This window comes from Pseudarthrobacter sp. MDT1-56 (genome assembly GCF_059383555.1).
Map to the genome: position 1 here is coordinate 162,178 of NZ_JBWZCK010000009.1, position 16,312 is coordinate 178,489.

At 67.5% G+C, this 16,312-nt stretch carries 8 protein-coding genes; all 8 read left to right on the forward strand.

Annotation, left to right across the window (positions count from 1 at the left end):
- Nucleotides 1-139 precede the first annotated feature (139 nt).
- The 8 genes from glmU (at nt 140) to AC50YC_RS14005 (ending at nt 16,258) form a co-directional block, all read left to right on the forward strand.
- Nucleotides 140-1,630 (forward strand): bifunctional UDP-N-acetylglucosamine diphosphorylase/glucosamine-1-phosphate N-acetyltransferase GlmU, encoded by a 1,491-nt coding sequence (gene glmU, locus AC50YC_RS13970; RefSeq protein WP_494954095.1) that lies wholly within the window; start codon nt 140-142, stop codon nt 1,628-1,630.
- 5 nt (nt 1,631-1,635) lie between these two features.
- Nucleotides 1,636-2,616: a ribose-phosphate diphosphokinase gene (locus AC50YC_RS13975; RefSeq protein WP_479827123.1), complete on the forward strand. Its 981-nt coding sequence runs from the start codon at nt 1,636-1,638 to the stop codon at nt 2,614-2,616.
- A gap of 261 nt (nt 2,617-2,877) precedes the next feature.
- The gene (locus AC50YC_RS13980; RefSeq protein WP_494954096.1) at nt 2,878-3,480 is read left to right on the forward strand and encodes a 50S ribosomal protein L25/general stress protein Ctc; all 603 of its coding nucleotides are present in this window, start codon (nt 2,878-2,880) and stop codon (nt 3,478-3,480) included.
- A gap of 118 nt (nt 3,481-3,598) precedes the next feature.
- Entirely contained in the window at nt 3,599-4,186 is a 588-nt protein-coding gene (gene pth, locus AC50YC_RS13985) for an aminoacyl-tRNA hydrolase (RefSeq protein ID WP_494954097.1), read from the forward strand.
- Nucleotides 4,187-4,375: 189 nt separating this feature from the next.
- Complete coding sequence (locus tag AC50YC_RS13990; RefSeq protein WP_494954098.1) at nt 4,376-7,120, forward strand: helix-turn-helix transcriptional regulator; 2,745 nt, start codon at nt 4,376-4,378, stop codon at nt 7,118-7,120.
- Nucleotides 7,107-9,821: a LuxR C-terminal-related transcriptional regulator gene (locus AC50YC_RS13995; protein ID WP_494954099.1), complete on the forward strand. Its 2,715-nt coding sequence runs from the start codon at nt 7,107-7,109 to the stop codon at nt 9,819-9,821. The genes AC50YC_RS13990 and AC50YC_RS13995 overlap by 14 nt, the downstream gene beginning before the upstream one ends.
- Nucleotides 9,822-10,732: 911 nt before the next feature.
- The gene (locus AC50YC_RS14000) at nt 10,733-13,468 is read left to right on the forward strand and encodes a LuxR C-terminal-related transcriptional regulator (RefSeq protein ID WP_494954100.1); all 2,736 of its coding nucleotides are present in this window, start codon (nt 10,733-10,735) and stop codon (nt 13,466-13,468) included.
- A 117-nt stretch (nt 13,469-13,585) separates the two neighbouring features.
- Nucleotides 13,586-16,258, forward strand: coding sequence for a LuxR C-terminal-related transcriptional regulator (locus AC50YC_RS14005; RefSeq protein WP_494954101.1), 2,673 nt, complete (start codon nt 13,586-13,588; stop codon nt 16,256-16,258).
- Nucleotides 16,259-16,312: the final 54 nt, after the last annotated feature.

The following is a 16,312-nucleotide window of genomic DNA, read 5'->3' on the forward strand; positions in this document are numbered from 1 at the left end:
GGTGCCGTGACCGAAGTCCGGCCCGCCCAAGCCGCGCGGATCCGGCAACCAGAGGTGCACCAGTTGGCCTCAGCCGCCCGCCACCCAGATTCACCAAGCAGCGGCATGAGCGAAGCCACTGAGCAAGGAGAGCCCGTACGTGAGCCCCGAGAAGACCGGCCCAGCCGCCGTCATCGTCCTAGCTGCAGGTGCCGGTACCCGGATGAAGTCCCGTACCCCCAAAATCCTCCACGAGATCGGCGGCCGGTCCCTCGTCGGCCACGCGCTGCATGCCGCCCGCACGATCCGGCCGCAGGAACTCGCCCTCGTCGTCCGGCATGAACGCGACCTCGTAGCCGCCCACATCGCCGCCGTCGACCCCTCCGCCCTGATCGTCGACCAGGACGAGGTGCCCGGCACCGGGCGCGCCGTCGAAGCCGCCCTCGAGGCCCTCGACGCCCTCCACCCCCAGGGCCGGCTCAGCGGAACGGTCGTCGTCACCTACGGCGACGTCCCCCTGCTCACCGGCGGGCTGCTCGCCGAACTCGTCGCCAGCCACGAGGCCGGGCACAACGCCGTCACCGTCCTGACCGCCGTCCTGGCCGACGCCACCGGTTACGGCCGCATCCTGCGGGCTGCGGACGGAACGGTCACCGGCATCCGGGAGCACAAGGACGCCACCGACGCCGAACGTGACATCCGGGAGGTCAACTCCGGCATCTACGCCTTCGACGCCGCCGTGCTCCGCGATTCGCTGGCCCAGGTCACTACCGACAACGCCCAGGGCGAGAAGTACCTCACCGACGTGCTGGGCCTGGCCCGCGTCGCCGGAGGCCGCGTCGCCGCCGTCGTGACCGAGGACCGCTGGCAGGTGGAGGGCGCCAATGACCGGGTCCAGCTCTCGGCCCTCGGCGCGGAACTCAACCGGCGCACCGTCGAAGCCTGGATGCGCGCAGGCGTCACCGTCGTCGACCCGGCCACCACCTGGATCGACGCCACCGTCACCCTCGACGAGGACGTCCGGCTGCTGCCCAGCACCCAGCTCCACGGCACCACCACGGTGGCGCGCGACGCCGTCGTCGGCCCCGACACGACCCTCACCGATGTCCAGGTGGGGGAGGGCGCCAAGGTGATCCGCACGCACGGTTCCGGCTCCACGATCGGCGCCAAGGCCAGCGTCGGCCCGTTCACCTACCTGCGCCCCGGCACCGTCCTCGGTGAAACCGGCAAGATCGGCGCCTTCTACGAGACCAAGAACGTCACCATTGGCCGCGGCTCCAAACTGTCCCACCTGGGCTACGCCGGCGACGCGGAAATCGGTGAAGACACCAACATCGGCTGCGGAAACATCACCGCGAACTACGACGGCGAAAAGAAGCACCGCACCGTCATTGGTTCCGGCGTCCGCACCGGCTCCAACACCGTCTTCGTTGCTCCCGTCCAGGTTGGTGACGGCGCCTACAGCGGCGCCGGCGCCGTGATCCGCCGCGATGTTCCGCCCGGTGCCCTGGTCCTTTCCCTGGCCCAGCAGCAGAACACCGAGGGCTGGGTCCTGGCGAACCGCCCGGGCTCCGTTTCCGCGTCCCTGGCCGTGGCCGCCGGCGCCACCACGACTTCCTCCAGTACTCCGGCATCTACAGAAGAGGGCTAGCAAAAATGAGCGAAATTACGGCACGCGGCGAGAAGAAGCTGGTGCTTGCCGCTGGGCGCGCGCATCCTGAGCTGGCGAGGGAAATCGCCAAGGAGCTCGGAACCGAACTGCTGCCCCTGGATGCCTACGACTTCGCCAACGGCGAGATCTACGTCCGTGCCGGGGAGAGCGTGCGCGGCACGGACGCGTTCGTTATCCAGGCGCACCCGGCACCGCTGAACAACTGGCTGATGGAACAGCTCATCATGATCGATTCGCTCAAGCGGGCCTCCGCCAAGCGCATCACCGTGGTGTCGCCGTTCTACCCGTACGCCCGGCAGGACAAGAAGGGCCGCGGCCGCGAGCCCATCTCGGCACGCCTGATCGCCGATCTCTACAAGACCGCCGGCGCCGACCGCATCATGAGCGTGGACCTGCACACCTCGCAGATCCAGGGCTTCTTCGACGGTCCCGTCGACCACCTCATGGCCATTCCGCTGCTCGCTGACTACATCCGCACCCGCGTCGGCGCCGACGACATCACGGTGGTCTCCCCGGACACCGGCCGCGTCCGCGTGGCCGAGCAGTGGGCCGAGCGCCTCGGCGGCGCGCCGCTGGCGTTCGTGCACAAGAGCCGCGACCTCACCGTCCCGAACCAGGCGGTGTCCAAGACGGTCGTCGGCCAGATCGAGGGCCGCACCTGTGTGCTGATCGACGACATGATCGACACCGGGGGAACCATTTCCGGCGCGGTCCAGGTGCTCAAGAATGCCGGCGCCAAGGATGTCATCATCGCGGCAACGCACGCCGTCTTCTCCGATCCCGCGGCCCAGCGGCTGTCCGAATCCGGCGCCCGCGAGGTTGTCGTCACGAACACCCTGCCGATTGACGCGAGCAAGCGCTTCCCGCAGCTCACCGTGCTGTCCATCGCACCACTGATCGCCCGCGCCATCCGCGAAGTGTTCGACGACGGCTCTGTCACCAGCCTGTTTGACGGCAACGCCTGACCCCTCGGCTGAGCATGCTCAGCCGTCCGCCGGTGCGGGGCCGTTTTCATGATAGCGGCCCCGCGCTGGTAGCCTTGAACCGAAACCTTGGCGAGGGAGAGCGCCGGTCAGCCGTATTCACGGCCAACCGGACTGCTGGTCTCCGTTATCGACTGGGTCTGAATCTCCCTTCGGAAGGGCGGCCCACCGGCTGCCCGGCGTTGAAGGTCGCAAACAGACCTCCGCCCTTGCTGAACACCGCTAGTCCACTAGGAGATACCCATGTCTGAGCAGAAGCTCGCAGCAGAAGTACGCACCGAATTCGGCAAGGGCTTCGCCCGCCGCGCCCGCATGGAGGGCCTGATTCCGGCCGTCATCTACGGCCACGGCGCCGACCCGATCCACATCACTCTGCCGGCCAAGTCCACCACGCTGGCCGTCCGCGTCGCCAACGCGCTGCTGACCTTGGACATCAACGGCGAACAGCACCTCGCCCTGGTCAAGGACATCCAGCGCGACCCGATCAAGCAGATCATCGAGCACCTCGACCTCCTGACCGTCCGCACCGGCGAAAAGGTCAACGTTGACGTTCCCGTGCACGTCACCGGCGAGCTGGCTCCCGGCAACGTGTTCAACCAGGAAATGACCACCGTCTCCCTCGAGGCCGAGGCAACCCACCTGCCGACCGCCATCGAGGTCAGCATCGAGGGCCGCACCGCCGGCGAGCACATCCACGCTTCCGACCTGGTCCTGCCGAAGGGCGCTGTCCTGCTGGCCGACGCCGAGTCCCTCGTCGTTCACATCTCCGAGGCCACCGAGGTCTCCGAGGAAGAAGCATCCGCTGACACCACCGAAGGTTCTTCGGTCGCAGAAGCCGCCGAGTAGTAGTTCCGGCGCATCCTCCGGTGGCCGGGTCCCTGCTGGGACCCGGCCACCGTCGTCTCCGCCGCGCAACGCCGGCCCCCGCTGCCCGGAACCGGCCCGCCACACCGAAGGACTGACCATGACTGACACCTGGCTGATCGTAGGCCTCGGCAATCCGGGAACCGAATACGCCCACAACCGGCACAACGTCGGACAGATGGTCCTCGACGAACTTGCTGCCCGGATCCGGAGCGGCTTCAAGTCCCACAAGTCCCGGGCCCAGGTCCTGGAAGGCCGCCTCGGCATCGGCGGCCCGCGGGTGGTACTGGCCAAGCCGCTGAGCTACATGAACGTATCCGGCGGCCCGGTCTCGGCGCTCAGCAAGTTCTACGACGTCGAGCCCGGCCGGGTCATAGCCGTGCACGACGAGATCGACATTCCTTTTAATACGGTAAAGGTGAAGCTGGGCGGCGGCGAAGGAGGCCACAACGGGCTGCGCGATATCTCCAAGGCCCTCGCCACCAAGGACTACCTGCGGGTCCGGGTCGGCGTGGGACGCCCACCGGGCAGGATGGACACCGCAGACTTCGTGCTGAAGGACTTTTCCGGTTCCGAGAAGAAGGAACTGCCCTTCCTGATCGACACCGCGGCGGACGCCGCGGAAGCTTTGGTCCGCGAAGGCCTGCTCGCGGCGCAGCAGCAGTTCCACCCGGCGAAGACGCCCTAGCCGGAAAACCCAGGGGACTCCAGCCGCGGCGGACCACGTAACGCGCCGCCGCCGACCCTCAAATTTCTTTCCTTGCTTCCTGAAATGCCGATATGATCGCTCTACTCTCATGTCGGGGGATAGGGATACGCTACTTCTAGGCGGACGGTCTCAGGTTTGCTGTCCGCAAAGCGGTACGAAGGAAACAAAATGTCGAGGGATTCGCTGGGCTGGGGGAATGTTTCCACTACATTGGCACCCGCCGAAGAAGAACCTGCGACCGGTCCCCTGGACCGGCACAGGTGGTCCGGTCTCGCGCGCAACGCCGACGCCGACCGGGTTCGCAGCGCCCTGCTCGCGGAGGACCGCATGGGCGTGGTCATCACCGGTGACCGCGGGGTGGGGAAAACCCAGGTAGGACGCGCCGCGGTCGCGGGCTTCGGAGCCGACGTCTACACCCTCCAGCTCCGCACCTCCGGACCGGGCTCGGCGACGCCCTACGGTTGCCTGGCATTTACGCTCGCCCGCCTGCCACAAAGCTCCCTCGGCTCGCCGACAGCCATCCTGCACGGCATCACGTCCCTGATCCGCGACGACGCGGCCGGGCGCAAGTGCGTCATTCTGCTGGACAACGCCGGAAGCCTGGACGAACTGAGCACCGGGGTGCTGCTCAATCTGGTGCAGACCCGGACCGCGCGGCTCGTCGCCACCGCCCAGCGCACGACGGACCTGCCCCCGGACTTCTACTGGCTCCTTACCTCCGGGCAGCTGGCCGAGGTGCGGCTCGCGAACCTCACGGAGGTCGAAACCCTGGAGGTGCTCAAGGCAGCGCTTGGGCACAGGGTGTCCAGCGCCCTCGCAAGCCAGTTGCACCATCTTGTCGGCGGCAGCCCGACCCTGCTGCAGGCCGTCGTCTCGGAGCAGATCGAACGGGGCAACCTCGTGCTCTCAGGATCTGTCTGGACCCTGGTGGATGAGGTGGTCCTTGACGGGCGCACCGCGCTGGAAGACATCGTCCGGGCCAGGTATGCCCGCGAAACGCCGGTGGCCCGGGAACTCATCGAGGTACTCTCCTGTGCCCGCACCCTGCCCCTGGCCCGGCTCGCGCGGATGTACAGCCCCGGCGTCATCGCGGACATGGAAGACGCGGGTCAGATCGTTGTCGACCGGACGGGCCGGCACCTCGTTTCGCTCGGGGACCGCTACCTGGGTGACATCGTCCGCAATTGGCTCAGCGTGGAGCGCAGGCTGGAATTGCGGGACAAGGTGCCGGGGCACCAGCAGGACGAGCTCAACGAGCTGACCGTCGAGGACCTGCTGGCGTACGCGGCCTGGACCCACGACTGCGATGCGCCCCTGGCACCCGCCCACGCCGTGGCGGCTGCCGGCGCCGCCGTCAGACTCTTTGACCCGAAGTTTGCGCTCAAATGCGCCGGAAGCCTGAGCCCTGAGGACCCGGAATGGACGGAGGGCCAGCTGCAGAAATCCGCAGCCTACCTGCAACTGGGGCTTCCCCTGCAGGCTATGGCGGCCCTGGACGATGTGTCCGAGGCCCAGCTCGGCGCCCTCGGTGCGGAAGCGTACGCGGAACTGATTGCCGCTAAAGCGGACTGCATGTCCTGGCTCCAGGACCGGAGCGGACAGGTCCCCGAGCTGCTCCGGCAGGCCCGGCTGCGACTCCACGAGCTCGCCGGGGAGCAGCCGGCGGCGTCAGCGCAGGAGCTCACCCGTGCCGGGCTGTGCCTGGACCTCTGCGAATTCAACTACCTCTCCTTCGTCGGCGACTACGCGCCAATGATGGACCGGCTCAGCGCCGTGGCCTCCTCGGAGCTGGACGACGTCAATCCGGTGCACCGGCTCAGGTCCGGCATCATCCTGATGGAAGCCCTCTGCATGACGGGCAAGGAGGTCGACGCCCGCAAGTTGATGCGTGAGATCGGCGGCCAGCTGGGGGAATGGTCCAACGTTCCCCGGATCCGGGAAAACTTTGCCTGGCGGTCCTTCAACGTGCTGCTCCTGTCCGGACACTGGCGCCAGAGCATCGACATGCTCAAGGACGCCAGCGGCCGTGCCGGCCACGGGCTGCATTCGGGCAGCGCGCCCACGGACCTGGCCGTCGGTCTTGCCTATGTCTACGCCGGCCGCGGCTACCTGGCCCTGGACCCGCTCCTGGCCGCGATTGCACAGCTCGAGGTCCGGGCCAGCCTGCACTCGCTGCGGCAGGCCTACGCAGCCACTGCCTTCGCCTACGCCCAAACCGGGAATTCGGTCCAGGCCACCGTTTACCTGGACCGGGCACGGTCGGCAGACGGCCCCGCCCGGTTCGCGGTCCGCAGCTCCGCCGACTTCTGCATGGACATGGCCTCGCGCTGGCTGGGAGATCCGGAGGCGAAGGACCGCCTGGTCCGCACGGCCGAGGAACACTACCGGGCAGGCCGGTTCACCCTGGCGGGCATCTTTATGCTCGGCGCGACGGTCAACGGCACCACCAAGGATTTCCAGTTCCTGGAGGACATCGCGGCGTTGCGGCAGGGGCCCCTCGCGGAGCTGTCCCGGACGATTGCCGTGGGCAGCCGCAAGAAGGACGCCGCCGTGATGCTGGAGGCCGCCAGCCAGGCCGCGGCCATGGAACTCGACGCCGTCCAGGCCAGGTGCGCCGCCCTCGCCTTCGACTTCGCCAAGGCCGCGGGGCTGAGCGGGAAGGCCAGCGCCGCCCACGCCATCCTTGAAGGTCTCGCGGATACCCTGCCTGCGCTGCCGATCATCCCCAGGAACAAGGGGCCGCTGCTCACAGACAGGGAGCGGCAGATTGCCACCCTCGCCGGCAACGGCGTCTCCAACAAGGACATTGCCCTGGCCATCGGCATTTCAGTGCGGACAGTGGAAGGACACCTCTACCAGGTGTTCACCAAGCTGGGAGTTTCTTCGCGAAGTGATCTGCTTGGACTCATCTAGTCACCGCTCAGCCGCCCCCGAGCCGGCGGAAGTACCCAAAGCCCTGACCGGGCGGACGGAGGACCTGCGGTCGGCGGTGGAAGCCATCCAGGGCAGCACCCACGTTGCGGTCCTGCTGCTCGGCGACAGCGGGATCGGCAAATCGACCCTCCTGGACGCTGTGGTGTCCGAACTGCAGACAGCCGTGACGCCGGTCCGCATCCATGGCAGCCCTTCGCTGGCGCATGTGCCATACGGCGTGCTGGGTCCTTTTATAGTCGGGCTGCCCGTCCAGGAGGCCACCTCGCAACTGGCGGTGCTCAGGACCTTCTGGGCGCGGCTGGAGGAAGAGCGCCGGGCGTCCCAGAAGCCCCTGCTGCTGGTCGTGGACGACGCCCATGACCTCGACGAATCCACCGCCGGAATCCTCGTGGAACTCGCCGCTGCCGGCTGGGCGAAACTTCTCGTTGCCTCGGCCACCCGGCCGGGGTTGCCGGAACCGCTGCTGCAGCTGTGGTTTGAGGGCATTGCGGAACGCCTCGACCTCCGCCCGCTGACCCAACAGCAGACCAACGACCTCCTCGAAAGCGCGCTGGGTCCCCAGATCCTGCCCAGCGCTGCCGAAATCCTCTGGGAAGCCTCCGAGGGAAACCCGCTGCTGCTCAGCGGCCTCATCGACGACGCGAAGAGCGACGGCACGCTGCTGCAACGCAACGGGGTATGGCTGCTGGCACGTCCGCTCAACAGCCACGGGGACCGCTTGACTGACGTCGTACGCCGGCAGTTGCTCCGGCGCTCCCCACAAGAACGCCAGGCCCTGAACCTGATTGCCCTGGCCGAGCCCGTGTCCCGTGACCTGATTGAGTCCACGGTGGGAGAAGACCCGGTGGCCGCCCTGATCGAACACGAGATGATCCGGGTCACGCCGGCACCGCACCCGCAATTGAGGCTCTGGCACTCCATCTACGGCGACACGCTGCGCAACCTGATTTCGCCGGCCCGCAGCCTCCAGCTCCGGCAGAGCCTCCTGAAGCTCATGGACAACGAACCGACGTCGGCAGAAGGCCTGCTGCGCCAGGTGAGCTGGTCGATTGAATGCGGAGCAGAGGTCGAGGACCGGCAGCTGCTGCAGGCGGCCGTCCTGGCCAGCCGGCTCTACGAGGACGACCTCGCACGCAAAGCCGCCGCACTGGTCAAGGACCCGGAATTGCAGGTGGCCGCGCGGGCCGTGGTGGCACGGACCTATTTCAACACCTCGGACTACGCGGCCGCCCGGGACATCCTGGAGGCCGACTTCGCCAAGGGGCTTAGCGTGGCTGTCCTGCTCACAGGAACCCTCATGTGGGCTGCGGTGCAGGCCGCCCTCGGCCACGCACCGGCTGAGATCATGGACCGCGCCGGTGCCCTTCTGGAGGCGGGGGAGCAGCTGGCCAGGGACAACCCGGACGATGCAGCTGGAATCCTCGCGGCAACCCGGGACCGCTATGCGACCATTCACGCCATGGTGTTCGCGCTTTCGGGGGAGTACCCCGACGGTGCCGGCACGGAAGCCGAGGCCGGCGCAGGCCCGCAACCTCCGCCGGCCAACGACCTGGAGGCCGCGTTCAGGCTGGCGCTGACATCGGAACGGCTCCTTGTGCAGGGCAAAGCGGTCCAGGCGTTCGCGGCGGTGTCCGAGGCCTTGGAAACTGCGGGCTCCGGACACGACGAACTGTATTTCCTCGCTGAGTTCCTCGTGGCGCGGGCAGCAGCGGCCGTGATCCACGGTGGCGACTGGGAAGCCGCCGAAAACCTGCTGGCTGGTGTGGTCGCCGGGCAGGGACCCAACCTCATCTCGTTCGGCGGCGGAGTCCATGCCGCGCACGGCATCATCCTGCTCTACCAGGGCAGGGCCATCCAGGCCCTGGGCACCCTCAGTGCAGCCCTGGAATCACTGCGGCTCGCGGATCCCCAGCAACTCTTCGCCTTCACCTCCTCGATGGCCTTCGCCGCCGCCGCCGAAGTCGGCGCCAAGGACAAAGCCGCAGCATTCCTCGCCGACTACGAAGCCGCGCCACGGGCGGTCTCACGCTACCTGCGCGTCCTATCGCAGATGGCAGTCACCTACGGCAAGGCCCGCCTCGGCAACTACCCGGGGGCCGTCGACGAGTTGCGGGCGCTGGGCCGGCCCCACGGCGACGATTCGACAGCAGGTCTGGAGTTCGACTCACTTGCGTTCTGCCTGGCGCTGGGGGACCGGGACGCGGCCGCCCGGCTGCTCGAACTTCAACCCGAACTGGAGGGCCCCCGGGCCGCCGCGATTTCCCACTATGCTGCGGCGGTCAGCACCGACCTGGCCGCCGACTATCTGGAAGCGGGTAAAAGCTGCGAAGACGCCGAACTGTGGGGCTTCGCGGCGCTCGCCTATGATGCCGCTGCGACCGGGTACCGGGCGGCCGGCGACACCCTCCGGGAACGCATGGCGATGTCCCAGCGGAAACGGTGCCTGGACAGGGCAGACAGCCTCGCGGGCCAGGAACACGAAACCGAAGCCGACGCCCTTGGCCTGCTGACGCGCAGGGAGCGCGACATCGTGGCACTGGCGGTGCGAGGCCTCAGCGACCGCCAGATCGCCGCCGAGCTGCAGGTATCCATCCGAACAGTCGAGGGCCACCTTTACCGCAGCTACGCCAAGCTCAACATCAAAGGCCGGGACCAGTTGCCGGGAGTATCCTCCTCCTAGCCGCCGGGAATTCTCCGGCCCGGGCCGGTTTCCCGGCTCCTGCCGCCCGTGGCTGCCCGTCCCGTCAGGCATCACTGACGTTGCCCATACCGGCGTGCGTAGATCGGGGTGGCCGGCAAGTAGGTATCAGGTTGCCCGGGTATGGGGACCGCGTAGCCGGACCGCTCTAGCGTCGCGAGCCGGCCTCCGCGGCAAGTACCCTCGACCACAGGTTCGATCCGAACCGGTCACGAATTCGAGTACGCACTACCGGTGTGCGGCAGCCGTCCGGTTCGCTAGATTGTATTCAGCACCAGGAACCACCCAGCACCAGGAATTACCCGGCAACACTACCGACAAAGGATGCTAAACGTGGAACCATCAACGCGGAAGAGGTCCGGGCACTGCGACGAAGCTGCCAGAATCGCTTGCGTGGGGAACGATGGCTCACCCTGGTGCAACAGACACTAAATCCGCTCCGAACAGGTCTCCCGAATGGTTCCCGCCAAGTGCGTGAACCCCTTTGACGGAGCCGACGGCGTCGGAACCTTCTGAGACCGAGGTTCCTCCCCCCAGCCGCCGTCGGCTCCCTAAGTTTTCAGTGGCCGCAGTCCTGGCTCGGCCGCCCGCAGGACGGGCGGCCGTGCCAGACCTGTGATGGCGGGAGCAGGATCATGCCGCGCGCGGCACCCTCCCAAGCCTTCGGTGACACGGACACCCGGCTGGCAGAGCGTCCCGCCATGCGGCCGGCGGAACGGGCCGGACTACTTGGGTCTGAGCGGTTTCCGGCCCGCAGATCCTGAGTACACCCACGTAGCCCAGGTCCCGTGTTCACGCTGGTAATCGAGTAGCACCTACGCATCCCTAAATTTACTGCTGTCAATAAGTTGGACTTATCGGTAGTCAAAACTTTGATTGCGAAGGTCTCTCTCATGTTTCAGCAAGAAGCCGGTGTGCCTGCGGGCAGCGGCATAACAGATGTGATGTCAGCCGCCCAACGTCCGGGGAAGGGGCGGCCCGAGAAGCGCTATGCACGGCACAAAACCGTAAAGGATGTGGTGGCGGCGCTGACGACGGGATCGGGCTGCGGGGCTGTCATCGTGGGGGAACACGGGGCTGGAAAGTCCTTTATTGCCCAGCGGGCCCTTGAACAGCTGGGGGACGACTACCTGGTGGTCCAGGTCCGTGGCAGTTCCATTTCGTCCAAACTCCCGTACGGCGCCCTGAGCGTACTGCTTAACGAGCTCGATGCCTCCCACCTTGAGCACCCCCTCATGGTGCTGCGGGGCTTGACCCAGCTGCTTCATACCCGGGCCCAGGGCCGCAGCGTCGTGCTCTTTGTCGATAACGCCCATGATCTCGATGAGCTGTCCACCATGATGGTGGCCCAGCTCTGCGCCGGCGGACACGTCCTGCTGCTTGCAGCGTGCGTTGACCTGCCCAATCTGGGCAGCGACATCATGGGACTCTGGAAGGACGATCTGCTGCGCCGGGTGGATGTGGGCCCCTTCGACTTCCGTGAAACGGCCGACAGCCTTGCCCAGGAGTACGGCGGGCATTTCTCCCACACCGCGGCACGCGCCCTCTGGAACGCCAGTGGCGGCAACGCGCTCTTCCTGCACTCACTGGCACGGGAGCAGATCAAGCTCGGAATTATCGTCCGGCACGAGAACTCCTGGGTTTTGGGGGACAAGCCGGTGGCTCTGGCCGGTGAAATCCGGGATGTACTCAAGGCCCGCCTGAACCGGCTCAGCCCGGGCCAGCGTGATGTCTTCGAGCTCTTGTCGCTCGCCGGAGCTCTGCCTCTGCAGACCCTGATGAGCGTGGCCCGGGCCCAGGACATAGACACCCTGCAGGAGCGGGCGCTGATCCGCGTCAGCCATGACCACCCGCCCATGGTGAGCATCGCCAACCCGGTCACGGCCGGCATCGTTGCCAGCGTGGTGCCGCCCGGCCGCAGTGCCGAGCTTCGGCGCCGGTTGGGAGCTGTGCTCCAGGACCAGGACCTCAACGAGTTCACGGGGTCCACGGCGGTCGCCTGGGCGCTGGACTGCGGGGAAGAGGTAAATCCCAGGCTGGCCCTGGCCGCGGCCCGGCTCGCAAACAAGGCCTCCGACCCGCAGTCCGCCCTGAGGTTTGCCCGGGAAATCGCGGGCGGGGAGAAACTGGCGGAAGTCGCCGTCGAATCTGCACGGGCGTTCATCGCCTTGCGCAATGACGACGCAGCCCGCCGCGTCCTGACTGACGTGGAACAGCGGGCCGGTGACGGACTGGCACTGGATGAGTGGGCCTCGCTGCAGCTGCTGTGGGCTGAACTGGACAGGCGCAGTCCCGCAACACCGGCCAGCGCCCTGGCCAGGCTGCAGGACATTGAGTTGCGGCTCACGGTGTCCGGGGACACCGGGGCGGACCCGGGTTCCGTAGCTGACCGGGTCCGACTTGCCTATGCCGAGCTGGCCGCCTTCGAAGGCCGGTATGGCGACATCCTGCAAATGTTCGACGATGCGGACTCCACCGACCTCGGCAGCGAATCAAAGATCGTGGCCGCGAGCCTGCTGTGTGAGGCGAAGGCTGTCACCGGCGACGTCCTGGGCGCGGTCGGCCTCGGCCGGCAAGTAATTGTTGCCGCCGGCACTCTCGATCTTTCCGACTCGTCGATCCGTGAAATCCGCGGACGGTTCCTGTTGCTCCTGCTGTTGTCCGCGAAGTTCCGGGAGGCAGCAGACATCCTCGCCGACACCGCGGAAACCTGGGACCAGCAAGCCCGGCTTGGCGGTATGTTCGAGATCGGCCAGGGGATCGTGGACCTCCACCGTGGTCATCTCACGGGGGCTGTTCAGCGGTTGCAGTCCGGGGTCTGGCAGCTCAAGGTGCACGATCCGGACGCTGTTGCCGGACTCGCAGCCGCAGCCTGTGCCTACGCCTTCGCGCTCCAGGGAGACGAGGAAAAAGCCGGTGCCCTGCTGGTGGAAGCCGAGGAGCCGCAGCCCCGGGCATCATGGCTCGTGAACCGCATCGCACGGTACTTCGAACTGTCTGCCAAGGCGGAAATCGGGCAGAAGACCGAGGCCCTCCGCGCACTGAAGCTGGAAGCTGACGTTGACACGGACGCCTTGGCGCTCGCAACCGGCTTGCAGTTCCTCTCAGCGGTGGCCCGGCTGGGAGACCGCCAGGCGAGCCAGAAACTCAGTGGCCTCGCGGAGCAGGTCACAGGGCACTTCGCCAGCCTGTGCTCGCGGCTTGCGGAAGGGCTGGCGGATGCCGACAGCGAGGAGCTGCTGGCGACGTCGAAGGACGCCGATGCGGCAGGCCATGCGGTCTTCGCCAGGGACGTGACCAGGAAAGCAGTCAGCTGTGCCAACGAGGCCGGGAACCGGATCTCCCTGCGGATGGCCCAGCGTACCCAGCAGTCATTGGAGGACCGGTTCGGCAACCCCAGAAACGGCGTGCTCTCACTGCTGACCTCGACGTTGACAGCCCGCGAATCGGAGGTGGCGGTCAGGGCGGCCGCGGGTACGTCCAACCGGAAGATCGCTGACGAGATGCACGTATCTGTCCGCACCGTCGAGGGGCACCTCTACCAGGTGTATGCGAAACTGCACGTCGCGAGCCGGTCGGAACTCAAAGATGTCATCTCCGGGCCAGTGGAACACGCCCGCCTCGGCTAATCGAACGGGTGCCCTCGTCTCCCGGCGATCCGGGCGATCCGGGCGGACCCGGCGACCTCGTCTCCGGGCGGTCCGGGAGCCGGAGTGCTGCCCGAGCTGCCGCAGGGAGGCCCGCAGGTGGAAAGCCTGACTGAGTCCGCCACCCTGGTTGGCCGGTCCGGCGTCGTCAAGGACATCGTCAAATGCCTGCGCGACGGCGTCACCTCCGGCGCCCTCATCGTTGGTAACCCGGGCACCGGGAAGACCGCAGTTTCCAGGGCGGTCATCCGGGACCTCCGGCCCCACACGGCCGTAATCCGGCTCGCCGCAACTTCGGCATTGTCCGCCGTACCCTTCGGGGCGCTCTCGCCGTACCTGGGGGAGCTGCCCGCCCACGATCTGGATTCCTTTGCCGCCGTCGTCAAGGCGGTTACGGACAGCATCAAGTCCCAGCCGAGCAAACCGCTCTTCGTGATCGATGACGCGCAGTGCCTGGATCGCGGGACAACACAGCTGGTTGCCCAGGCCGTAGCGACCGGTGCTGCCAGCATCCTGGCCACGTGCCGGCCGGGTTTGCTGATCCCCGAGGAATTCCTGGCGCTCTGGGACGACGGGATCGTGGCGAAGTTTGACCTCGAGCCGCTCACCCGGGCCGAGGTGCACCAGCTCTGCGAGCAAGTGCTCCGCGCCGATGTCTCGCCGTGGGCCAGCGCGCTGTTCGCAGATGCGTCGGCCGGTAACCCGTTCATGCTGCTGTCCCTGATCGAACACGCCCGGAACACGGGAGCCCTGGCGCTGCGCCACGGCACCTGGTTCCTTATCTCATCTCCCGGCCTGGCCGACATTCCCGTGGCCGACCTGATCGGTCACGAGCTGCGGGCGATGTCCCCCGAGGAACGGACAGCCGCGGCGATAGTGGCACTGGCGGGACCGCTGTCGCTTGGCCAGCTGTTGGGGTTCGGCGGACCGAAGGCAGTCGACGCCCTGGAAAGGGCCGGTATCATCAGCGTGTCACGAGGCGCCGACCGCACGGTCCGTCCCGCGAGTCCGCTGATCGGGGAGATCATCCGCCGTTGGGTTCCGGCGGGAAAGAGCGCCGGGTTGCGTGCCAGCTTCGTCTCACTGCCTCCGGCAGGGTCCGTGCCCCCGGACGCTTTCCTGAACCGGGTCCGGTGGGCGCTGGACTGCGGAGCCGCCGTGCCGCCGGACGAACTCCTCAAAGCGGCGTGCACCGCCAACGTCGCCCTCGACGCCCGGACCGCGTTGAGGACGGCGCAGGCAATTTCCGACGCCGCGAAGCTTCCCGAAGCCCGGTTGCAGATGGCCTATGCGCGGTACTTGTTGGGTGACTCCCAGCAGTCCGCAAAATTCCTGCAACTCGCGGACCCCATCCCGAACGGGAACTCCCGCTATCTGGCGGCCTTGTTGTCCGCCCGGCTGGCCGGACGAACGACGACGCCGGGAACCGTCGCGGCACCGGACGGCAGAGCCGCACCGGCCGACGTCGGGCTCCCGCCCAGCGGCCAGCGGGCCTTCCGCGGCGACGCCGGAGCGGGGCCATCATGGCTGGATCTGGCCGCGATTGCCCTGGCGGCGGGGACCGCCGGCAGCCCGCTGAACGGCAGCCAGGAGGACCGCGAAGGCGGGCTGAGCCGCCTGGTTACGGCCGCCGGTGAGCGGCAGGAGATCAAGATCCCGGCTGAGTCGCTGCTCGCCGAATTGCTCTGCGCCAAAGGCCGGGTGGTGGACGGCCTGGGGCTGGCCCGCGAGGCCTGGCAGGGGGCGCAAAGCGCCGGCCTGGCCTTGCCCCTTGTCTATGAAGACCTCCTGGTGCGCTACAGCCTGAGCCTGAACTGGGCGGGGGAGTGGGAAGCGCTCGCCGAAGCCCTCGATGAGTACGAGGCGGACTATCCGTCGCGGCTGCTGCTCAGCGGGGGCATCCTGCACTTGATGAGGGGCCTCGCCCGTGTCCGTCAGGGGCGGATGCCCGAGGGAATCGCCGAACTCGTTCTCGGCGTCGAGGATCTCACGATTGCCGATCCCTGGGAATTGCTGCCCTTCGCCCATTCGGTCGCAGCGTACGCCGCGTCCGTGGTGGGTCACGTGCGGGAGGCCGAGGAGCACGCGACCGCCTTCCGGCTGTCCCGGTACCGCGGGCCAGGGGCTATCCCGCTGCTCGCCGAGGCGTACTCGACCGCGGCCGGCGATGTTTCCGAGGGCAGCAGGAGGCTCGCGGGGCTGGCGGAGGAGGCCAAGCGGCAGGGTTTGCGGGGGATCGAGACGGACATCAGACGACTGGCCGTGCGCCGCGGGGACACGGCGGCCGCGGATGGTCTTGCCCGAAGCAGCCTCGCGGTTGAAGGGCGGGAGGCCGGCATGCTGCACGACTACGCACTCGCGGTGCTTCATGCTGACGACGCCGAACTCGTCAGGATCAGTGACAAGGCGCTCCGCGCCGGCTTTGTGCTGCTGGCTCTCGAAGCGGCGCAACAAGCGGAACGTTGCCTCGCCGAAACCACGGACAAGCGGAAACTGCTGGCTGTCCAGCGCAAGATCCAGAACCGGATGACCGCTGCCGGAATGGCTGCCCACATTGACCTGGTCCGTCCGGAACAGGATGCGGAACTCACCGCCAGGGAAACCGAAATCCTGGACCTGGTCTCCGGCGGAGCCACTAACGCCGAGATAGCCAGGCAGCTCTGCGTGTCGCAGCGGACCGTGGAAGGACACCTTTACCGGGTGTTCGCCAAACTGGGCGTCAGCCGGCGGGTCGACCTCATTGACACCGGCGGAGACTCCCATCGGCCCTAGGCCTCAGCGGGGCGCGGCGGCAGCACCGGCAGAATGGTGGTGCGCCGTTCCGTG